17 protein-coding genes are annotated in these 21074 nt (G+C 58.9%); 5 read left to right on the top strand and 12 right to left on the bottom strand.

Annotated features, from left to right (window positions below; translation table 11 throughout):
* Positions 1-139 precede the first annotated feature (139 nt).
* The 6 genes from ACFVSJ_RS20100 to ACFVSJ_RS20075 all read right to left on the bottom strand — a co-directional run bounded on the left by ACFVSJ_RS20100 (position 140) and on the right by ACFVSJ_RS20075 (position 7091).
* Positions 140-877, bottom strand: coding sequence for an SDR family NAD(P)-dependent oxidoreductase (locus ACFVSJ_RS20100; protein ID WP_387438827.1), 738 nt, complete (start codon positions 875-877; stop codon positions 140-142).
* A 535-nt stretch (positions 878-1412) separates the two neighbouring features.
* Complete coding sequence (locus ACFVSJ_RS20095; protein ID WP_387438826.1) at positions 1413-2294, bottom strand: LysR family transcriptional regulator; 882 nt, start codon at positions 2292-2294, stop codon at positions 1413-1415.
* A gap of 154 nt (positions 2295-2448) precedes the next feature.
* Positions 2449-2784 (bottom strand): hypothetical protein, encoded by a 336-nt coding sequence (locus tag ACFVSJ_RS20090; RefSeq protein ID WP_387438825.1) that lies wholly within the window; start codon positions 2782-2784, stop codon positions 2449-2451.
* A 388-nt stretch (positions 2785-3172) separates the two neighbouring features.
* Positions 3173-4291, bottom strand: coding sequence for an alanine dehydrogenase (gene ald / locus ACFVSJ_RS20085; RefSeq protein WP_387438824.1), 1119 nt, complete (start codon positions 4289-4291; stop codon positions 3173-3175).
* Between the two features lie 17 nt (positions 4292-4308).
* Positions 4309-5799, bottom strand: a complete 1491-nt coding sequence (locus ACFVSJ_RS20080) for an NAD-dependent succinate-semialdehyde dehydrogenase (protein ID WP_387438823.1) — start codon at positions 5797-5799, stop codon at positions 4309-4311.
* On the bottom strand, positions 5796-7091 hold the full coding sequence (locus tag ACFVSJ_RS20075) for an aspartate aminotransferase family protein (RefSeq protein ID WP_387438822.1): 1296 nt from the start codon (positions 7089-7091) through the stop codon (positions 5796-5798). The genes ACFVSJ_RS20080 and ACFVSJ_RS20075 overlap by 4 nt, the downstream gene beginning before the upstream one ends.
* Positions 7092-7445: 354 nt before the next feature.
* Between ACFVSJ_RS20075 and ACFVSJ_RS20070 the strand changes: the two genes are divergently transcribed.
* From ACFVSJ_RS20070 to ACFVSJ_RS20060, 3 genes are all read left to right on the top strand, one after another.
* Complete coding sequence (locus ACFVSJ_RS20070; protein WP_387438820.1) at positions 7446-8384, top strand: alpha/beta hydrolase; 939 nt, start codon at positions 7446-7448, stop codon at positions 8382-8384.
* A 62-nt stretch (positions 8385-8446) separates the two neighbouring features.
* Positions 8447-9127 (top strand): TetR family transcriptional regulator, encoded by a 681-nt coding sequence (locus ACFVSJ_RS20065; RefSeq protein ID WP_387438819.1) that lies wholly within the window; start codon positions 8447-8449, stop codon positions 9125-9127.
* Positions 9128-9533: 406 nt separating this feature from the next.
* Entirely contained in the window at positions 9534-10751 is a 1218-nt protein-coding gene (locus tag ACFVSJ_RS20060) for a hypothetical protein (protein WP_387438818.1), read from the top strand.
* Between the two features lie 744 nt (positions 10752-11495).
* Here the strand turns inward: ACFVSJ_RS20060 and ACFVSJ_RS20055 are convergent.
* Both ACFVSJ_RS20055 and ACFVSJ_RS20050 read right to left on the bottom strand, forming a co-directional pair.
* The gene (locus ACFVSJ_RS20055; RefSeq protein WP_387438817.1) at positions 11496-12878 is read right to left on the bottom strand and encodes an MFS transporter; all 1383 of its coding nucleotides are present in this window, start codon (positions 12876-12878) and stop codon (positions 11496-11498) included.
* Positions 12879-13214: 336 nt separating this feature from the next.
* Positions 13215-14906: a helix-turn-helix domain-containing protein gene (locus tag ACFVSJ_RS20050; protein WP_387438816.1), complete on the bottom strand. Its 1692-nt coding sequence runs from the start codon at positions 14904-14906 to the stop codon at positions 13215-13217.
* Between the two features lie 501 nt (positions 14907-15407).
* Here ACFVSJ_RS20050 and ACFVSJ_RS20045 point away from each other — a divergent pair.
* Together ACFVSJ_RS20045 and ACFVSJ_RS20040 are read left to right on the top strand one after the other, a co-directional pair.
* Positions 15408-16208 (top strand): SDR family NAD(P)-dependent oxidoreductase, encoded by an 801-nt coding sequence (locus ACFVSJ_RS20045; RefSeq protein ID WP_387438815.1) that lies wholly within the window; start codon positions 15408-15410, stop codon positions 16206-16208.
* A gap of 136 nt (positions 16209-16344) precedes the next feature.
* Positions 16345-17127: an HpcH/HpaI aldolase/citrate lyase family protein gene (locus ACFVSJ_RS20040; RefSeq protein WP_387438813.1), complete on the top strand. Its 783-nt coding sequence runs from the start codon at positions 16345-16347 to the stop codon at positions 17125-17127.
* A gap of 541 nt (positions 17128-17668) precedes the next feature.
* On the opposite strand, the gene ACFVSJ_RS20035 is transcribed toward ACFVSJ_RS20040, so the two are convergent.
* From ACFVSJ_RS20035 to ACFVSJ_RS20020, 4 genes are all read right to left on the bottom strand, one after another.
* Positions 17669-18058 (bottom strand): MmcQ/YjbR family DNA-binding protein, encoded by a 390-nt coding sequence (locus tag ACFVSJ_RS20035; RefSeq protein ID WP_387438812.1) that lies wholly within the window; start codon positions 18056-18058, stop codon positions 17669-17671.
* A 195-nt stretch (positions 18059-18253) separates the two neighbouring features.
* Complete coding sequence (locus tag ACFVSJ_RS20030) at positions 18254-18976, bottom strand: SDR family NAD(P)-dependent oxidoreductase (RefSeq protein ID WP_387438811.1); 723 nt, start codon at positions 18974-18976, stop codon at positions 18254-18256.
* A gap of 25 nt (positions 18977-19001) precedes the next feature.
* Entirely contained in the window at positions 19002-19739 is a 738-nt protein-coding gene (locus ACFVSJ_RS20025; protein ID WP_387438810.1) for an SDR family NAD(P)-dependent oxidoreductase, read from the bottom strand.
* A 112-nt stretch (positions 19740-19851) separates the two neighbouring features.
* A complete protein-coding gene (locus tag ACFVSJ_RS20020) occupies positions 19852-20688 on the bottom strand; it encodes a polysaccharide deacetylase (RefSeq protein WP_387438809.1) in 837 nt (278 codons plus the stop codon).
* Between the last annotated feature and the right edge of the window lie 386 nt (positions 20689-21074).

The following is a 21074-nucleotide window of genomic DNA, read 5'->3' as shown; positions in this document are numbered from 1 at the left end:
GTCTCCGGGGTATTGACCGAATGGATCCAGCCATTCTTCCCCACGGGGATGAACACACCAGCATCAATAGTCTTAGACATATCCAAAAATCCTTCTAGAAGAGGTAGGGCGGAAGACACCCTAGAAACGAGTTCTGCAGTTAGAGAGCGGTAGTGAGGCCACCGTCAACGACGAGGGTCGCCCCGCTGATGTAGGTGTTTCGGTCCGAGAGGAGGAACGCGATGGGACCGGCAATCTCCTCCGGAGCCGATGTTCTGCTGATCGGAAGATGGCGATTTTCAACCAGAGACCTGAAGTATTCCGTGTCGGCTTCGTTGATGCCCGTTTCCGGGTCGTTGGACATCCGGGTCTTGACGAAGCCCGGGGCAACAATGTTGACCAGCACGTTGCTTGAAGCGAGATCCAGAGCGAGGGCGCGGGTTGCGGCATCCAGCCCGCCCTTGCCGGCAGTGTACGCAAACGAGTTGGGCATGGCCTGGAATGCGGCGGTGGAGCTGACATTGACAATGCGCCCTGATCCCCTTGCCGCCATGCGCAAACCTGCTTCTCGTGCGAGGAAGACGGCGCCTTCAAGGAACACGGCGAGCTGCTTCCTGAACATTTCGACGGTCAGGTCAGCAACGGCCGTATAACTGTAGGCTCCGGCAACATTAGCGAGACCCTGGATGTTTCCGTGCTTTTCTTCAATCTCATCGAGCAGTGCCTTGTGGCCGTCGATGTCGGTTACGTCGAATCGGTAGCCGTGCACACCTTCAGCTGTGATTGGCTCGAGATCCAAGCCGACGACGGTATACCCGTCTTTGACGAGCAGCTCGGCCGTGGCGGCACCAATTCCGTTGGCGGCGCCGGTTACTACGACTGTGGGTGCCGTGGTCATGTAAGGCTTTTCCTCCCGTTGTTCCTGGTCCACGAACTCTGGGCGTGGACTATTACCGGTCGGTGCGTGACGGGCTGTGACGTTTGTGTTCGTTCAAGACTCGCCGGCCTCAGGTGATTGTGTGCGACCGAGGGCACCTTGGGCTGACCTTGTCGGTGGGCCCCGACCTGATCAAGCGCTCAGGTCATGATATGACTATGCATGACATAGATCACTCTGTCAACCGAGAATTCACGAGAACTTCGCCCTATGACGGCGTAAGGAAAGCGATGCTCCTTGGTGGTCGGCATGAGGGGCAACCTGAGCGGATGCATAGTTCCTCATGGATATGAGGCGGCATCACGCGAGGGCTTGAACTGAAAGAATCGGTCCGCGGGGTGGTCTTCACGGACGTTGAGCGTGATCTTGGTGCCGCGGGCACCGGTGGGGAGGGGGCCGATGCCCGGTCAGGAGTATCTTTGGTGATCGTAGAGTCGCCACGCCGGCGGCGAGTGGGGCGCTTCGATTAGCGCTGCTGGTACAGCAGGTGGTGGAGCTACGAGAAGGCTGCCCGAAGGGCCTCACGGATGGCCACGATGGCTGGTCGGGACTGGGAGCCCTCACGAACCAGGAAGTGGATGTTACGGTGCTGATCAGTGGGCAGCCACGAGCTGGGCTGCAGTCTGCTGCCCGATTCCCGTAAAACCATGTCTGGCAGGAATGCGGCCGCGACACCTTTTTCGACAAGTCGAAGATGGAAGAGAAGGTCTGTGGACTCATGTGCTACGACCGGTTCGAACCCGCGTTCACGGCAAACCCTCAGTGCCCATTGGGTGGAGGCTGTCGTTGGAGGTTCCATCACCCACGGGATGTTGCGGACCGTCTCCAGGTTCGCGTCGGATGACGGGTGAGGCAGGTAGCCACGAACGGCGTCCTGCCCCAACGTCGTTATATGCACTCCGTTCGATGCCACTTCTTTGGTTCCGGGATAGGCATCTGTCAGTACAACGTCCACTTGCCGCGATGTCAGACGGACTGCTGCCGTTTCCGGATCGGCGAGCTGTAGTCGGACGTCCAGGTCGGGATATTTTTCAGCCAAGCTGGCCAGCGCTTCTGGGAGAATGGTTCGGCTGATAGTGGCGAAGGCGGCAACCCGCACTGTGCCGTGGGGCCGTCCGTGGAATGATTCCAGGTCAGCCTCGGCCTTTTCGACAGCAGCCAAAATCGATTCGGTGTTCCGAACGAGTTCCTCCCCTGCCGCGGTGAGTTGAACGTTTCGCCCGACCCGTTCCAGCAGAGGAACACCGCATTCTTTTTCCAGTAGCGATAACTGTTGCGAGATCGCCGAATGACTGTAGGAGAGCTCTTTGCCGGCCGCAATCATGCTTCCGCGGAGCTTGACTTCCCGGAGCAGGACAAGGCGATGAAGGTCGAGCATGGAACGACTCTATTCTGTGGACACGCCGCTGGGTAATTGAGCAAAGGAGGTCCTGCAGAAGGCCGTTAAAAAGTGGTCGAACTCTAATGATGCCTATTCGTGGATCTTTGCCGGGGTTTGATCCCGGAGCTTCAGGCAAGTGTGCTGGCCGCAGTCACGTCCCTTGGGCCGCACGGCGGATCGGCCTGGCACGTGAACTTCGTCGGGCGCCGTCTTCCTGCTCCTCAGCCGGAGTAACGGCAATACGGACATAGACGGCTGGCTTGTCGACTTCGTGGACGGCTGTCCTTCCGGAGCCGTCGTTTTGCCACAGCCAGAAGATGGACCCGTCGGGCATAATGCAGTCAACGGTTCCTAAGAGAATTCGTCCGCGGGTTATGACTTCCACCGCGTCGCCCGCCGAAATTTCAGGCCAGGTAATGCGCTTCTGCGAGCGTGGGAGCTGGGACCTTCTGTGCGTGTTTTCAACGACTGCGCTGGTGGTGGGCATTTTTACTTCTTCTGCTGGGCGTGTGTTCGAGGACATCAAGGAAGGTACCGGGGACCCGTCCGCCAATGGCGAAGCGGGTATCTGCGGCTCTTGCTTCGCTCGTCCTGCTTGGTCCAGCCGGAGCGTTCCGGTGATGAGACTGAGATTTCCTGTGGCTGAGCCATCTGGGCCATCGGACGAGCGGTGATGGAATCAGGCCTTGGGAGGGGTCCGGTATTTGGGAGGCAGCGCGAACGTTACTGCCTCCCAAACCGGTCTTCCTTGAAAGGAAGAGCTATTCATTGCGGAGGGCGTATTTCCGGGAACAAAGGGCCAAGAAGCCGAGGTCTGGCTACGGGGCGGGATTCCGGCGTCCTCCACACCTGCTGATGCAGGGAAGGTAGCCTTCCTAGGCAGATACCGCTTCTGCTGCGTTGGCCAGCTGGGGCAAATCCGGGAAAGCATCGGCGACACCGGCATACACGATGCGGCCATCTCGGGTGTTGACACCACGGTTCAAGGCGGGGCTTGCGGCCAGAGCCTTCTCCACGCCAAGGTCGGCGATCTGCCTAATGTACGCAGCGGTGGCGTTTGTCAGGGCCAGTGTGGAGGTGTGGGGAACATCGCCGGGCATGTTGGCGACGCAGTAGTGCCGGATACCGTCCACCACGATAATGGGGGACTCGTAAGTTGTGGGACGGGAAGTCTCGAATGCGCCGCCTTGGTCGATAGCTACGTCGATAAGGAGTGCCTCCGGCTTCAAGATGCTCAGCTGTTCCCGGGTCACGACCTTCGGTGCTGCACGACCGGGCACCAGGACCGCGCCAATGACGACGTCGGCCTGCCGCAGTTCGTCTTCTACGGTGGCCGCATTGGACATCAAGACGCGTGCCCGGCCGCCGAACAAGGCATCGAGCTGGCGGATCCGGGTTCCGGACATGTCAAGGATTGTCACTTCCGCTTGCATGCCCAGGGCGAGCAGGGCTGCCTGGGTGCCAACGGCACCCCCACCGATGACAAGGACCCGGCAAGGGGCGACGCCGGGTGAGCCACCGAGCAGCTTTCCCGGTCCTTCGCCGTGGCGGCCCAGATGCGAAGCCGCCGCATGCGCTGCCAAGCGGCCAGCGATTTCACTCATGGGGGCCAGCAGCGGCAAGCCGGTTTCGTCCTGCACGGTCTCGTAGGCGATACCCAAGGTGCCTGCTTCGAGGAGCGCTTCCGTCAGTGGACGGTCGGCGGCCAGATGCAGGTAGGTGAAAAGCGTGAGATCCTCGCGGAGGAACTTGTACTCGGACTCAATAGGTTCCTTGACTTTGACCAAGAGCTCAGCGTTGTCCCACGCCCCGGCCTGGGTGGTCAGCTGTGCCCCTGCGGTGACGTACTGCTCGTCAGGGTACCCAGCGGCAATTCCTGCGCCGGCCTCCACGTAGACCGTGTGTCCGCGGCGGACGAGGTCAGCGGCACCCGCCGGCGTCAGCCCGACGCGGGCTTCCTGGGGTTTGATCTCTTTAACTACTGAAATGCGCATGTTTGTCTTCCTGGTGCTTAGTAGGTCTCGCGGCGAGCGACGTTGTAAAAGCGGATGTTCTGGTACTCTTCGAGGCCTTCCGCGCTTCCTTCGCGTCCTACGCCGGATTGCTTGACGCCGCCGAAGGGAGCGGCGGCGTTGGAAGGCACGCCCTGGTTGATGCCGACGATCCCTGTCTCGAGACGGTCGGCGACGTTGAAGGCCCTGTCGACGTTTTCAGTGAAGACATATCCGGCGAGACCGAACTCTGTTGCGTTGGCTCGGCCAATTACTTCTGCTTCAGTTGAGAAGCGTTGAATGGCAGCGATCGGGCCGAAGATCTCGCTGTTGGCGATCTTCGCTTGAGCCGGGACATGGTCCAGGAGAGTTGGTGCGAAGAAGTGGCCGACGGTGTTGTAGGCAGAACCGCCAGTGCGCAGTTCGGCGCCTTGCGCCACTGCGTCCTCGGTGAAGGCGAGCATCTGGTTCACTGCACGGTCATCGATGAGCGCACCAAGGGCTGTACCCTGGCCGAGTCCATTGCCCACGGGAGCTGAAGCCAGACGCTCGGTCAGTGCTTCCACGAAAGCATCCGCTATGCCGTCCTGGACGTAAATACGGTTGGCGGCAATGCATGACTGTCCTCCATTCCGCATTTTTGCTGCATACGTTCCCTCCACAGCACGTTCAAAATCAGCGTCGTCGAAGACGACGAGTGGGGCGTTGCCTCCGAGTTCCATGGATGTGCGCAGCACCCCCTCACTCGCAATCTTCAGCAATTGCTGCCCCACGCCGGTCGACCCGGTGAATGAGACCTTCCGGACGCGTGAGTCCCGGAGAACCGCATTGCTGAAGTCCCCTGATTTCGATGTCGTGATGACTTGGAGAAGCTCTTCCGGAACTCCGGCTTCGACAGCGAGCCTTACCGCATAGATCGTTGTCAGCGGGGTGAGCGTCGCGGGCTTGATGACAGCACCGCACCCGGCAGCCAGTGCCGGCGCGATTTTGCGGGTGGCCATGGCCAGCGGAAAGTTCCACGGCGTGATGAGAACAGCCAGACCGACAGGTGACCGTCGAACAAAGAAGCGGGACCCGCCGTCGGGCGCTTCGCGGAAGGAACCAGCGGTCCGCACGGCTTCCTCGGCATACCAGCGAACAAAATCGGTTCCGTATTTGACCTCGCCTCGAGCTTCACTCAGGGGCTTGCCCATCTCCCGGGTAATAAGGTGGGCAAGTTCTTCGGTGTGGTCCACCATGAGTTGCCACCAGGCAAGCAGCACATCTGCCCGCTGCCTTGGAGTTGTCCTGGCCCAAGCAGAACCAGCACCATCAGCGATGCGGACGGCCTCTAATGCTGCGTCAACGTCCGCGTCCGGAACGTTGCCCAGAAATTCGCCGCTGGCCGGATCATGTACCGCGATCCCCTTGGCCGGAAGATCCAGGCCAGCAATGACTGTATCGGCCTTCGCGGTCGACTGCGCATCCGGTGCAATCAGTTCAGGAAGTCCGGCGGTTGCGAGAGAGCTCATTTGGACACCGCCGCAGAGATGGCTTCCTCAATGGCCCCGACGAAGGACGTCAGCTCGTCATTGCTGATGATGAATGGTGGGCTGATCTGGAGCGTATTGCCACGGAGCGGACGGGAAATGAACCCAAGCTCGACCAAATCGTCAGCGATCTTTTCGGCCGAGAGCTCTTCCGTCAGCGAAACACCGCCCAAAAGTCCGGCGACTCGAACATCAGCCACCGTACTCTGTCGCTGTGCCAGGCCCTTAAGCGAAGAGTCCAAGAGAACTTCGAGTTCCTTGACCCGCGGGACCAGGTTATCCCGTTCGAGAATGTCCAAGTGGGCCAGGGCGACGGCCGCAGCTGTGGCGTGGCCTGCATACGTTGCTCCGTGACGGAAAATCGGCGTCTGCGGGGAGTCAACATAGAACGGTTCCCAGATTCGCGGCGATACAAGGACTCCGCCCAGCGGGGCGTATCCGGAGGTGATGCCCTTGGCGAAAGTTACCAAGTCGGGTTCCACGCCGTATCGCTCTGCAGCGAACATCGTCCCTGCGCGGCCGAAGCCCGTGATGACTTCATCAAGAATCAGCAAGATGTCGTTATCTCGGCAGATCTTCTGGATCGCTTCGAGGTAGCCCGGTGCCGGCGGGTTCACGCCGCCCGTGCCCTGGATTGGTTCCGTCACCAGAGCTGCGATGTTTTCGGCGCCAATCTCGGCCACCACCTTGGCGACCTCCTGCGCATCGTGCAGTGGGAAGCGGGCTGTTTCAGGAACGAGCGATTCAGTACCGTAACCCTCACGGTTGAATTCCAGTCCGGCAATACTGGTTCCGTATGCATGCAGGCCGTGGTATGCAAATTCACGGCTCAGAATGACTTTCTTGGAGGAACGCCCCTCGCGCTGCCAGTGGCGCCTGGCCAACTTGCAGGCAACATCAATGGCATCGGATCCACCCGAGTTGAGGATTACCTTGGCCCGCTCGATGGGCGCGATTGCGGCCAAGCGCTCCCCTAGCGCCAAAGCCTTGTCGTTGGTGTAGCGGGCGAAGATATGGTACGTCTCCAGCCGCTTCATCTGCTCGAAGGCAGCCTCGGCAAGTTCAGGGTGGGAGTGCCCAATGTTTGCGTGCCACAGGCCGGCAGTTCCGTCAAAAAGCCGCTGACCGTCCGTGGTGAAGACGTACGAGCCTTCTCCACGGTCAATGACCAACTGCCGACCGAGGACGGTTGGCGTGTGCGCCTGCGCGGGCCAAAGCGCAGGTCCATCGAGAATAGTCGCCGCAGAGCCTGCAGACGGTTCGATGAGCGTCATGATTTCGCTCCTAAAGGTCCAAATCGGGGCCGCAGGGTGTGTCTCTGCATCCTCACGGCTGGGTAATAAGTCAAGAGTAAAGACCCAAAGCCGTTATGAAAAGCGATCCTTTGTGACATTGACTTGTCTGGTTTTCTTACATATTGAGCTAGTCCGGGATGGTCCCCATCGTGGAGTAGTTCACTAGTCCTGGATCGAGCCTCCGCGCGGGCTCCTGAACTTCTGGCCAAATAGAGCTTCTAGCGAGGCGATTATCCAGCCTTGCATCTGGAGGCACTCAGTGCCATTCTTATGGCACCTAATTACGTATCCCGCTTTGAAGCGGAGATTGGAGGGGTAATGATGCCTCTGACTATGGATTCGGAGATCGCCGCGGTCTTGGCTGCGGCGATGGAAACCTCGGGCGTAGCTCCTGCAACTGCCCGGGGTGACGCATTCGCGTTGCGTGCATCGGCGAACCTCGCCCTGGCCGGCGTCGATGCCGGTACAGTTGATTCGCCCAACGTCACGAGCGAGGATCATCAGATCACTGTCGCCGACGGGTCATCGATTCTGGTGCGTTGGTACACCAAGTCCGGCTCAAATCCTGGTTCCGCCATTGTCTATCTTCATGGTGGAGGAATGATCTGCGGATCGGTGGATTTATATCACAGGACTGTCTCCAATTATGTCGAGCAGACAGGTGTTCCTTTCCTGTCCGTAGATTATCGACTTGCACCAGAATTCTCTGGCACCACTCTTGTCGACGACAGCCATTCTGCTCTGGTCTGGCTCGTAGACCGTGCAGACGAACTTGAGATTGATCCAGGGCGCATAGCCGTTATGGGAGACAGCGGGGGCGGCGGAGTTGCCGCCGGTGTCGCAATCGCAGCCAGGGAGGCAGGCACTCCCCTTGCCGCGCAGATCCTGATGTACCCAATGCTCGATGACCGCAACCTGAATCCTGATCCTCATATCGAACCTTTTGCGGCCATCTGGACTTACGACAATAACTACACCGGTTGGCATGCGCTTCTTGGTGACCATCTTGGAACGTTCCGTGTTCCGCCAGTGACAGCTCCAGCGCGGTTGAAGGAATTCACCGGACTCGCTCCGGCATTTATCGATGTGGGCGATCTCGATATCTTTAGGGATGAGGACATCTCCTACGCTCAGAAGCTGCTGGGCGCCGGAGTACCGTGCGAACTTCATGTTAGGGCCGGGAGCTTGCATGGATTCGATCGGCTGGCACCCAATGCCTCAGTATCTGCAGCTTCATGGAATGACCGATACAGAGTAATTACCGGCATCTGATCAGAGCCCAGCGTTCTGAGGGCGGCAGGAAACAGCGCACACTGAAGAGGAGAGTCCCAGCCATGGTTCTGACGATTGGCCCAGCATGGGCCGCACCCGGCGACGAACCTGACAGCTCACGAACTGCTCAACGCCTGTCCATCCGCCGGCTCGCCATGCCATTGCTCGTAGAGCGGGGATATGAGGCGGTCACGATCGATGAAATCGCCGACGTAGCCGAAGTATCCCGGCGGACCTTCTTCCGACTCTTCGGAGGAAAGGATCAATTGGTTTCCTGTGATCACGAGGTCTACCACCGTGAAATGCACACCTACCTTTTACAGCACCAAGGACAGCGTTCTATCAGCCGCGCTGCGCGCGGCGTTGCCCTCATACTCGACAGCCTCACCGCCGTTCGCAGCGACCTGACGGAGCGGGCGGCGCTCCTGGACTCGAGTCCGGCACTCGCTGCTGAGGAGGCTCGTTGGTTCGACCGGCACCAGACCACGATTGCCAACTTTTTGACCGACCACCGCCACCCTCACACCACCATTGAGGCCGAAATGATGGGCGCGGCTATTGTCCGGGCAGCGCGGATCGCCTTGCGGGATAACCTTCGCGACTCTAGCGTGACTGCAATTGCACGATTCGACGGGGCAATATTGTCTCTCATTCGGTCCCACGGACAAACGGCACGGCAGGTGGCAGTAGTGGAGACGTCGCTGCCATTGAATGAGATCCTTGCTCGAATCCGCGAATCATAACCGGTGGAATGCTCTCAACCTTCCGACGTAAGCCGTCACTGCTTACAGAGTGCCGTGCCGTCGTCTAAGCCGTAAGGCAGCAACATGCCAAGACAGGCCGGTCGCTCATGGGTGAGGCGTCGCCGGTGGGGGTAGGAAGTCTACCTCCTTGCCGGAACCGTCAGTGAGATCGACATCGGCGAACTGGCTGCGTCCTTACTGGGCGTAGCACGACCTTTCCGTCATAGGTGGGCTAGTCACGACCCCCATTGGAAACCTTGCCGGGGCGACGGCTCCATTCTTGACGACGCGATCGACAAGCGGCTCCAGCCCTACCCAGCACCAGTTCTGTGTCACCAGCGCTCCGGTCCAATTGAGGACCGGGTCCCGGCGCAACCTATTAACCATCAATTCAGGAAGGACCGATATGTCAGCGACCCCAACCGCTGTAAATGCACCTCAATCAGTACGATCCACCTTGATACCAGTCGTCGCCTACAGCCTCATCTTCACGCTCTTATTCTTCATACCAAATCTACTGCCGATATACACAGGGATCCTGATAGACATCGGGGGGTTAGGCCCTGAGCAGGCAGGCGCGGTGAACTCAACCTATCTCGGTTCAATGACTGTCGCCACAATCAGTGCGACGTTCCTCGTTTCCCGCATCCCCCCTAGGACCTTAGCATTTGCGGCGATTCTTCTGCAGGCTGTGGGCTTCGGCATTCCGCTCTTGCTCGGTGGCGGCGAAGCGGTCTTCCTGGGGATGGCAGTTGCCGGGTTGGGCAACGGGGCGTTGTTCGCTGTAACGAACGCTTCCGGGGCGCTGGAGAAGCACCCAGTTCTTGTCTTTGGTGCAGGGATGGTCCTAACAAACGTCGCTTCGGCTGCCTTACCCACCCCGCTCTACGCCGCAGTCGGAGCTTTCGGCCTGAGCGGTCTGTTTATTACGCCACTGGCAGTAATCCCCCTAATTCTGTTTTCGCTGCTGGTCCTCCCCCGCAAAGTTGTCACCGAAGTAGCTGGCACTGAGCGCCAGCTGCGACGTACAACAAGCAAGAGCAACGTCACAGCAGTGCTGCTGCTGGCCGGAATCTTCCTTTCCGGCCTTTTTACCATGGTCTACTACGCATATTCGGACCGGTTGTTGGTGCGAGCGGGTTTCCAAATGGATGCGATCGCGCTTATTTTCACCGTGATTTACCTCACAGCTTCCCTCGGCGGAGTCGTCGCGATGATGATGGCACGTTGGCCCAAGCATCTCGCAGTCAACCTCGTCGTGATCACCTCTCTCCTGGTTTTGTCAGTGGTCTTAACCACAGTATTCGAAGGTCCGACAGGGGTAGTTATCGGAGCAAATGTGGCAGGCGCCCTCTCCATGCTGACAATGGCCATCCAACCCGCGTTGGCGGCACAGCTTGATCTCACGGGACGTCTCTCGGCAGCTGCAAGTGGTGCCTTGATCGCCAGCATGGCACTTGGACCGATCATCGGAGGATGGATTCTCGAGAGTTTTGGATTCCGTGGCATCACGATTCTTACGATTGTTCTTGGCGTGGGCGCCGTACTCGCCATGGGAGCCGTCTATCTTCGGCACAAGACACTCATGACGAAGGACAAGTCGACAATCCCCACTTTCAGCTGATCCTAAGAGGCGCAACCCTGCAATCATGGCGGGCGCGGATGAATAGGCCTAGCCTCCACGGACACAGTCCGGGCACCTCCAAGGCCTTCCCAGACCAAGACCACCCGACTGATTTTCAGTGGGTTGATCAGATGAGGGCCAATGGGCACATTGCCGCCCTGGCCCCGGCGCGGGCAGCAGGACCACGGGCGGCCGTTGCCATCAGCCGAGGCATCGATTTGCGTCCCAACTCGACCGCAGGTGCGGCCGCCGATCGCGGTACCCTTCACCGTGCTGCAGGGGATACACCGGGACCTTCATCACCTTCGCCTGCTGCTTCGGCGCAGCGGCAATCCTCGTTGCAAATTTTGGACCAGAGAGCAAAGCACCGTCATCGACAACGACGCCACTCCTCACCAACCTCCGCCGAAGAGGCACTGATTTGCCAACCGGAGGGCAATGCGCCGACCGCCGCTCACATTAGGCCAGCGCTCTATTGAAGCAACCGCCAATCTCCGTGTTCGCAGGCACCGGCAAAGAGCGCAGTGGCACCCCATCAGGTGCCACTGCGCTTTGTTAATTGCTTCATGAGCTCATGGGCTTTCGGTATGAACGCTGCAGTACAAGGCTTCCGTAGCTGTCGAAGCCTTCAGATGCACGGTCTCCGATATATGGCCAGCCAGAGACCGAGGGGATCCGGCGGACAGTAAATGTTCACCGGATCCCTTAGCACGGGGCAATCACCCTCAAGTCCGATTCAAGCCATCAGTTTCGTCCCAATGGGGAGGGTTTGACCTTCGGCTCTGCGACCTGACCGCCTTTGAATGAAGCCCGGAGCCGAGGTGCAAGAGCAAGCAGGACCGCTGCGGCGAGGAGTTCGAACCCACCAACCAGCCAGAGACCGAGTTGTGAGGTTCCGGTCATGTCAAGGAGCCAGCCGGTGATGTATGGGGAGACAATTCCTGCCGTGGCGCCAATGGTGTTCACAACGGCGATGCCTGCTGCTGCGCCTTTGCCCGTGAGGAACGACGGAGGTAGCGACCAGAAGACCGGGAACGCGCTGTAAATACCGATGGCTGTCAAGGAGATGACCGCCATCGTCGCCAGCGGCGAGTTCATGTACAACGCAGTCGGGACGGAAATCCCGGAGAGGATCACCGGGGCAGCGACATGCCAAATTCTTTCCTGCTTGAGATCGGAGTGCCGGGCCCACAGCATCATTGCCATTGCACCGAATAGGAATGGGACGGCACTGATCAGCCCTGTCTGCATCAGAGTGAAATCCGTGCTGAACGAGCGGGCCAAGCCGCCAACAATGGTGGGCAGGAAGAAGGCCAGAGCGAACATGCCGTAGTTCAAGCCAAAGTAGACTATGCCCAGCCCCCATACGCGAACGTCTTTGAGTCCTTCACGCATGGAGGCATGGCCAGACTCCGCCACTGAGTGTTCCTCCGCAGCCATTGTGCCTTCCAGCCAATCCCGCTCCCTCTGGTTCAGCCATTTCGCTTCGCGCGGCTTGTCCGTCAAGTAAAACCAGGTGACGATTCCAAGCAGCACCGTGGGTAGGCCCTGAAGCAAGAACACGAGTTGCCACCCGCTAAAGCCCAACGCGCCATCAAGATACTCGATGATCGCACTCGAGAGAGGGGCTCCGAACGCGGATGAAAGAGGCAACGCGAGCATGAAGATCCCCACCAGCCTCACTCGAACGTGGCGGGGAAACCAGAAGGTCAAGTACAGCAGGATTCCCGGGAAAAAGCCCGCCTCCGCAACGCCAAGCAAGAATCTCAGGACGCTCAGACTCACTGGACTGTTCACGAATGCCATGGCCATGGTCACAAGGCCCCAACTCACCATTATTCGTGAGATCCAGCGGCGTGCTCCGAACCTGTAGAGCGCAAGGTTGCTGGGAACCTCGAGTAGGACGTACCCAAGAAAGAAGAGGCCGCTGGAAAGTCCGAACATCGTCTCCGAAAGGCCGATCTCAGCGCTCATGGTGAGTTTCGCGAACGAAAGATTCGTCCGATCTAGATAATTAAGGAAGTAGGCAAACATGAGGAACGGCACGAGTCGAAGTGCCACCTTCCTCATCACAATCGACTGTATGCTTTTGCGGTCAATCCGCGCTGTCGTTGGATCTGGACTCAACGCTGAGCCTCCTTCATGAAGTCGGATAAAGCCGCGCGGCGTGGCCCATTAGTCACGGACGGGCTGCGTCGCGCGATTTTCATTGGGCTGGCCCACGGGAGATGAAGACGTCGCCGTTGGACGGGAGGGCTCCCATGCAAATGTGATGTGAGCCATAGTCAGCCATAACCAACGTAGGCGGCGAAGATGGCGGGCATAATGGCTAATAAATCTATAGTTTGGGAACTTCAAGTGGGCTATTCATCCACCCTGGGATGGAGCCTGGTGAGACCCGCGCATCCACAAAGACATAGAAGATGAACTCGACTTGGCGGATGGCCCACGATGTGTGAGACGTCAAAGTTTCTGATCCAGCGAATGAAGGCGTGTCGCGAGCTGTATTTGGAGCGACCTGTCCGGGGTTGTCCAGTCTTCGCCGAGCAAGGTGCTGATTCGCTCGAGGCGCTTAAGCAGGGTGTTGATGTGTACGTGGAGGGCCCGCGCCGTCCTTGCTTGATTCCCAGCGTTTTCGAAGTAGGCGCTTAAGGTCTGTGCTAGCGAGGTCCCAGTTTTCTCGTCGTGGTTTATGACTGGACCAAGAACACTTTGAAGAAACTCACGGAGCGCGTCGCTGCGTTCCGGATCAAAGAGCATGCCGTATAGCCCGAACTGCTCGGTAGTAATGCCTCTTCCAGAGATTCCCATCGCTTTTGCCAACCGAACACACCGAGAAGCCAGCATGAAGGCACGGGCTACGGCGGCCGGGCTGGCTTCGGTGGGCGCTGTGCATACCAGGACCGGCACCTTGAGCGCCCTGGCGAGGTGCTCGCTGATCCGCTCTGCAGTCTCAGCAAGCCCGGATGCAGCAGTGGCGAGCAGGGTCGGGTGGGCCATATGTTCACCGGCCAAGCCTCCCTGATTCCGAGCAATGTCGTGAAGAACACGGGTAGCGCCGTGTAGCAGGCCTTCCTCCGCGTACACCACCGCCACGCACCGGATATCGGCGACAGGAACTTTGCGAGAATGCGCGCGCATTGAGAGTTCTTCGGAGAAACTCAGGCCGCCATCAGAAAGGATCTCCGTGAGCAGCTCGCCTCTGACCCTTTCCTCCGCGTCCAGCCGGGCTTCCCGTATCAGGGTCATCAAAGCGCTGACCTGCCCGGCCCGTTCTAGCGTGGCGGTATGGGACGCGTCGAGGGTGCTCTGGCCGCGGTGAACTATGCTCCCCATGTACGTGCCGTCAGCGACGATCGCGGCGACCGCGCACATGGTCCCATCCTCCTGTCCGGTTAGGGCGACGCGTCCTGTTCGACGACTGAGGCCAATTGCGTCGGTTACAGGTGGAGTGATAATCAATGGGCCGGCGGTTCCCGAGGGTGACGTGACCCCACCCTTCCTAACTAGAATGTCATTGAGCCTGTCGAGGATCGTCACCTCCCCTTCCAGGCTGTCGACCAGAATTTCGGCCACATCCCCTGTATTACCGCCATGAAGAATTGTCTCAGTCATGGCTGTGTGCAGTTCCTCTGCGAGGCGGGCGGCCGACATCTGCGACTCGATCACCTCATACGCGGACCGCAGCTCCGATAGCGCTGATTGACTCTCTTCGAATAGGCGCGAATTCTCCATTGCGATCGCTGCGTGGTCCGCGAAGGCCGCGAGCAACGCAACTTCGTCAGGGCTGAAGGATCGTTCACGCCGGTAACCGGCATAGATAACGCCGACAGACCTATCCCTTACGATCATGGGTGCAGCCAATACAGCACGCATTCCTTCACGTGCAACAACGGCATCCGCGTGAGAGTCGTGGGCGAATGAGCTGTCAGTACTGAATTCCCGGGACCAGTGCGGCGCGCGCTGTGCCATGACGAGGCGGGAGATCCCAACATTAGGCGGGACGGTGATGCCTATGAATTCCGTCGTGATAACGCCTTCAGCGGCCCGAGTGCTTAATCCATCGGTCTCTGGGTCATAAACCTGGATATACGTAAGTTCGGCGCCCATGAGGACTCGTGCCCGGTGGACAATGGCGTCCAGGACCTCGTCCAAGCCACGCAACGCTGCCAAATCGCGTGCAGTGTCGTATAGCCCCGCCAGCTCCCGTTCGTGCCGGCTAGCCCATTGCCCATCTTGCAGGCTCTCGTGTCCCTCACCTGCCGCTTGTTCGCGCATCCTCATGGCTCCCTATTCCGGCCCCAACGTTATCAAGGAGTGGACTTATCATCCACCAAAATTTACCAACGATCGTAGGTTTCAACCGTAGGTGCAGCTGGATGCGAATTCTATTCTTGGATCAGAGCCGCAGGGATGTCATCACCCAAATAAGGCATCAGCAGCGAGGATTTGACCTGGGTGGTCAGTTTCGACCCGTAGCACCTCGACGAAGAGAAGCATCATGAGAAGGTCCGCCGGCCGCGCTGACCTGAAGGCTTGCCGCTGCCAAAGCAGCGTCTGGCCACCAGCCAGACAATCGACCATCGAAGTTTGAAGTGGCTTTGATTGATTTTTTGACCTTGAGAAGAACAACATGGAAGCAAAGGCAGTAGGACGATGAACGCAGATAGCGGATGTCCCGCCGTACTCACAAAGGGCAGCGTCAAGCGGGTTGCCGTCATTACAGGAGGGGCAAGCGGTATCGGTGAGGGCGTCGTACGCCGCCTTGCTGCCCGCGGTGGATTCGTTACCGTAATTGCCGACAGGGACAGCACCTCAGCCATTGATCTTGCCTCTGAGTTGCGTGAGCAGGGACACGAGTCCGAGGCCCTGGCCCTAGACGTTTCGGTACCTGATTCGATTGCCGAGTTCTACCTCAAACTCGATGCCATGTTCGGACGATGCGATGTGCTGGTAAACAATGCCGGCGTCGCAGGACTGGCACCCTTCGCGGAAGTATCCCAACCCTTGTGGAATCTTACTATGAGCGTCAACGTGAATGGTCCCCTCCTGATGACCCAGCACGTTGCACCGCTCATGGCCCGCAACGGATGGGGGCGAGTGGTCAATGTGACGTCCATAAGCGGTCTTAGGGCAAGCGCCGGGCGGGCCGCATACGGCACGTCCAAGGCAGCCATGACCGGCCTAACCCGCCAGATGGCGATTGAGCTCGCGCCGCAAGGCATCACTGTCAATGCCGTTGCTCCGGGCCCGGTGACAACGGCATTGTCTGCTTCAACCCACTCGGAAAAAACCCGGGACACATACAGCAAAATGATTCCGCTGGGCCGTTACGCGATGCCGGGCGAAGTGGCCGCGGCAGTGGCATTCCTCTGCTCCGATGAAGCGGGGTTCATCACTGGCCACACATTGCCTGTCGATGGCGGCTATATGGCTGCGGGCATTCTCGAAATCTGATCCCAGCCCCACCGCGGAGCAGAACCACAAGCAACGTCCAGACCAGCGCCGATCCCGCTCGTCGGCGTGGATCGCCACGAGCCAAAGCACTGTCCGGGAGAGAAACTTCCAACACCGAAAGAAGGAGAAGACACAAATGAGTAATGCCCGGCTACGGACCAAACTGCAAAACGATGAAACCACATACGGCATGTGGGTGACGTTGGAAAGCACGGCAGTTATCGAGATCGCCGTCGCTCTCGACCTTGACTGGGTCTGCATTGACCTCGAACACGGCTACCTCAGCTACGAACAGGTCGGCAACCTGCTTACGGCGGCTCAGCGGACCGAACTCAGCGTCCTGGTCCGTGTCCCTTCACACGACTTGGAGCCAACCAAACGCGTGCTCGATCTTGGAGCAGACGGCGTGGTCATCCCTCTCGTGGGTAATGCCGACGTGGTCAAAAAGATCCGAGACTACTCTTACTACCCGCCCAAGGGCTCCCGTGGGCTCGGGGGCGAAAGGAACGTCGGTTGGGGCCTCAAACTCGAAGAGTACATCTCGCGGGCCAATGACGACATCATGGTGATCCCCGTCATCGAAACACAGGAAGGCATCGAAAACTTCGATAAAATCATCTCCATCGAAGGCACCGAAGCTATCGTCATCGGCCCCGGAGACCTTTCATCCAGCTACGGCTACCTCGGCCAATGGGAAGGCCCGGGCATGAAGGAAGTTATCCTCGAAGCCATGGAGAAGGCCCAGACACGAGGAATCGCGACCGCGGTTCTGGGCCGGAATATCGAAGACGTCAAACTTCGCCGGGACCAGGGTTTTAAGATGGTCGGTCTAGGCTCTGACGCGGGCATGATCGTCCGACACCTGGCGGACCTGAACGACGCCCTGGAACGCAAGACCGTCGTCCACCGCTGGTTCTAGCCCTAAGGTATCCGGGCGGAGTCACCCCGCCCGGACGCCGGCGATATTCGGTTGCCTTCGGGGCAACCCAACCATCCCCTGGATTGCTCCAAGCTGCGTCTCGCCCACCCCCTTGCGACGGCCAGCGCCCTACGGCACTACGGAGCCGCAGGCCTCATTTCATGCTCCTGGCAGGTGGGATCGCGCCCCTTTACAGCCCGCAATCCCATTCCCGACCTCCTTCTATGTGCATGAGTGAGACTCGGGTGGGCAAGGACATGCACGGCACTCTGACTCGTCACCAGCACTCGGGCGGCCGCTACAACTCCACGGACGGCCTGAGGTCATGAAGCTGTGCATGCGGCCCGGTGAGGTAAGCCTGGCAGTCCCCGCGTGGGATCAATCTGGAAATTTCCAGCAGTTTCCTGATGGGTTTCAGTGCTTTCCAGGCCATCGGTTTCATCGCACTTGTAAGTGCAGACCTTCCTCAACACTGGGTCTTGGCAGGGTAGTCAAACGCATGCGGCTGAAGCTGTGCCTGAGCGATGCGCCCAATGCCTGCCTAAGCTTCGTCAATCGCGCGCACGTACGCCTCAGCATCGACCGAGCGCCGTGTCTTGGGAAGGTTCTCTACCACCAACAAATACGATTCAGTGACGAGTTGATTCATAAGCTGTGAATCAACTCGGACCCCGGGGTGAACGGTGATCCAGTGGCGCTTGTTCATGTGGTAACCGGGCGTTATCTCGCTAAACTCCTCGCGAAGCGCCTTTCCATCAGCTGGCGACGCCTTTAGGATCACGACGGGTTCGCCACCCAGAACGGTCTGCAGCATGAAGATCTTGCCGCAGACCTTCCACACGTCCCACTCCTCACCAAAGGGTTGGGTCAGAACCGCTCCTGGCAGCTCCTTGCCACGCGCCGCACCAACCTCATGCAAGTCAGCCTGCACGACCACCCCACCTTACCTGGATGTCCCCTTCGGAGGACCAGAGGCAACGGACAGCCACACTTGGATCGTTGCCCGTACCGGTCGCCGTTCTACGACGTGGAAGCCACGTAATTGTCGAGACGGGCGACCTAAAGCCGCTGCGACTCACGCCGCCTACAGCCCATAGCGCCAAGAGTACGTTTTCAGCACGGACAATCACTGGGCCAAGTATCCCCCGTCGACGACCAGGGTGGTGCCAGTGATGAAGGTCGACTCGTCCGAAGCCAGGAAGGCGACTGCCTGTGCAATGTCTTGGGGCTCGCCGGGCCTGCCCATGGGTGTTGCAGCGATGTACGCCTTGTTGATATCGGGGTCTTGGGCGTTGGTCGCCGGAGTGCTGATAAAACCGGGGACCACTGAGTTGACCCTGATGTCGTTGGCTGCATAGGTAACCGCGGCGTTTCGTGTCATACTCAAAACCGCGCCCTTCGCTGCGTGGTAGGAATGGATGCCCGGCCGCGCAGCGGGCCCCAGAATCGAAGACATGTTGATGATCGACCCACCGCCGGCGTCAAGCATGAGAGGGATTGCCATCTTCATGCCGAGCCAGACTCCTTTTTGGTTGACGTTGATGACCCGGTCCCAATCTTCCTCCTCGAGTTCGGTCACGGCATGGTACGTGGCGATCCCCGCGTTGTTAACCAGAATGTCCAGCCTACGTCCGGATGCTTTTATCTGATCCGCGAGACTGTCCCATTGCTTGGGATCAGAGACATCCATTTGGACGTAGTCGATGCTGGGTGTGAGGTCGTCACTCCGTGGGGCCAGGTCGGTGGCGAGGACGTGGGCGCCTCGTTTCTCCAGCTCAATGGCTGTCGCGAGGCCGAGCCCGCTACAGGCCCCGGTAACGATGGCGAAGCGGTCATTAAGATTACCCATGAGGGTTCATGCCTTTCTTTTGAGCTCAGGTAAGCGCGAGGCCGCCGTCCACAATGAGTTCGGTCCCAACAATGAAACTGCTGCGTTCGGAGCAGAGGAACAGGATTGCTTCCGCGATTTCAACTGCCTGACCGAGCCGTGGGATCGGCGTTTTCCGGGCCACTGCTGCATTCGCCTCCGGATTGTTTCGCCGAGCCATCTGAGTATCGATAAGGCCCGGGATGACGGTGTTGACGCGGACACCTGAGGGTGCCAGCGCCACTGCCGCCGACTGAGTGAGTCCCCGAATTCCCCACTTGGTGGTGGAGTACGCCAGCGCTCCAGGAGCCGGGCGGAGCCCTCCAGTGGATGAAATGTTCACAATCGATCCTTCGCCGGCCGCGGCCATTCTGGGTGCGGTGGCTATGACACCCAGCAGTGGTCCAAGCTGGTTCACGCGGAACATCGCTTCGAAGGCTGCCGCGTCGGTTTCATTCATTTCCCCGGGCAGGTATACGCCAGCGTTATTCACAAGAGCGGTGACCGTGCCGAACCGGCGATCTACCTCTTCCAAGCAGTCCTGCCAGCTCCCGCTGTCTGTAACGTCGAGAGCAAAGGCCATGGCGTCGGAGCCGAGTCCTTCGGCAGCCGCTTCCGCATCGTGCAGGTTTAGGTCTGCGGCAACCACTTTGGCGCCGTGCGCAGTGAAAAGACGGCAGGTTGCCCTGCCGATACCGCCCCCTGCTCCCGTGATAACCGCTACTTTGCCTTCGAGATCTCCCATCACTTCTCCTCACACGGTAGATAAAGTGGATCGTTCTGTTTGGGAGCCGTGAATGCTCCCCTGTAGGCGGTCCGTGCTGCCAGCGTGTGCGTGTCGAATGGACCCGAGGTCATCAGTCAGAGAGAACGTCAAAGTATTCGCTCAAAGTTGTGAACCAGACGTCGTCGAAACTCGTCATATATTCGAGCAAGCGCTCAAACATCAGGAAGTTGTGTGCACGCCCGATCGTTTGCGGGTGGACCGTGAAGCAGACGATCCCGCCAGGTACTCGTTGACGAGCGAAATCGAAGTGGTCTCTCCAACGCTGAAAGACCACTTCCGTTGAGGCAAGACCCTCAATCATGCCAGGGATAAAGTCGAGGTTGATGATGTCGTCGAGGTGCCACGAAACGGGAAACTCGACGACGGTGCTCTCCGGACCGAACTTTGTGGGCGTCTCAGTGCCAAGGGTGAAGGGCCGGGGACGGTACGCCTCGAAGTCCCGCCCCATTAGCGAGGAGTCCCAGTCGAAGCCAAATTCTTCAAGTAAACCCAGAGTCGCGTCGGTGAAATCCCAGGAGGGGGACCGGTAACCGCGGGGCGCCTTTCCAACGTTGCGCAGGTGTTGGTCCAACTGAACCTGCATGAGCCGCCGTTCTTCATCAGGCGTCAGATCGGGGAGGGACTCGTGGTAGCAGCCATGCGCCCCGATCTCATGACCGTCGGCCGTAACCTCGCGGAATCGCTCCGGATAGGTCTCCATCGTGTGACCGGGTACGAAAAAGTTCCCGAGGATTCCGTGATGACGCAGCGCTTCCAGTACTCGAGGGACTCCCACATGGGCATCAAAATCACCCCTGGCCACAAAACCGGGGCTGGATAAGCCACGGGCGGTCCAGCAACAGTGGCCATCGAAGTCAACGCCGATATTGACCGCAAGGCGCTTTTCTTTTGGCAGGTTTGCCTTCATCCAGCGGACCCTATCTCTTTGGGGGAGGACGATGTGTAGGGATTCTTTTCGATCGTCAAGGACTTTGAGCGTACTCCGGGTTTACCGGCTGTGTCGGTGGAAGAACCACACACCTCTGGGAAACAGGTCCTGTGTTGTTCATACGTTCCAGTTATCCGGCGAGCGTTCTACCTTTCAATTAGGCACCTATGGCGAGGATCACAAACATGCAGGATGACTGCTCGCCGAGCCCGCTTGATTTGGACCGCATCAATCGCGTCCGACAAAACCCAAAAATCACCGTGTTCGCAAAGACGAGTCCTGCACTCAGAGTAGAGAGGCCGAACGATGTCATTATTTACCAAAAGGGGTGTTCGGCGTTGGCTGGCAGTGGCCGGCGGCGCTCT

Origin of the sequence: Paenarthrobacter sp. NPDC058040, from assembly GCF_042885775.1 — a bacterium.
Classification (GTDB): domain Bacteria; phylum Actinomycetota; class Actinomycetes; order Actinomycetales; family Micrococcaceae; genus Arthrobacter.
This window is presented reverse-complemented; position numbering and strand designations above follow the sequence as displayed.

Bases quoted from the DNA above. Each gene is read 5' to 3' on its own strand.
- ACFVSJ_RS20045 (WP_387438815.1), top strand. From the start codon at position 15,408: ATGAACGCAGATAGCGGATGTCCCGCCGTACTCACAAAGGGCAGCGTC.
- ACFVSJ_RS20030 (WP_387438811.1), bottom strand. From the start codon at position 18,976: ATGGGTAATCTTAATGACCGCTTCGCCATCGTTACCGGGGCCTGTAGC.
- ACFVSJ_RS20070 (WP_387438820.1), top strand. From the start codon at position 7,446: ATGGATTCGGAGATCGCCGCGGTCTTGGCTGCGGCGATGGAAACCTCG.
- ACFVSJ_RS20100 (WP_387438827.1), bottom strand. From the start codon at position 877: ATGACCACGGCACCCACAGTCGTAGTAACCGGCGCCGCCAACGGAATT.
- ACFVSJ_RS20040 (WP_387438813.1), top strand. From the start codon at position 16,345: ATGAGTAATGCCCGGCTACGGACCAAACTGCAAAACGATGAAACCACA.
- ACFVSJ_RS20090 (WP_387438825.1), bottom strand. From the start codon at position 2,784: ATGCCCACCACCAGCGCAGTCGTTGAAAACACGCACAGAAGGTCCCAG.
- ald (WP_387438824.1), bottom strand. From the start codon at position 4,291: ATGCGCATTTCAGTAGTTAAAGAGATCAAACCCCAGGAAGCCCGCGTC.
- ACFVSJ_RS20020 (WP_387438809.1), bottom strand. From the start codon at position 20,688: ATGAAGGCAAACCTGCCAAAAGAAAAGCGCCTTGCGGTCAATATCGGC.
- ACFVSJ_RS20095 (WP_387438826.1), bottom strand. From the start codon at position 2,294: ATGCTCGACCTTCATCGCCTTGTCCTGCTCCGGGAAGTCAAGCTCCGC.
- ACFVSJ_RS20065 (WP_387438819.1), top strand. From the start codon at position 8,447: ATGGTTCTGACGATTGGCCCAGCATGGGCCGCACCCGGCGACGAACCT.
- ACFVSJ_RS20080 (WP_387438823.1), bottom strand. From the start codon at position 5,799: ATGAGCTCTCTCGCAACCGCCGGACTTCCTGAACTGATTGCACCGGAT.
- ACFVSJ_RS20025 (WP_387438810.1), bottom strand. From the start codon at position 19,739: ATGGGAGATCTCGAAGGCAAAGTAGCGGTTATCACGGGAGCAGGGGGC.
- ACFVSJ_RS20060 (WP_387438818.1), top strand. From the start codon at position 9,534: ATGTCAGCGACCCCAACCGCTGTAAATGCACCTCAATCAGTACGATCC.
- ACFVSJ_RS20075 (WP_387438822.1), bottom strand. From the start codon at position 7,091: ATGACGCTCATCGAACCGTCTGCAGGCTCTGCGGCGACTATTCTCGAT.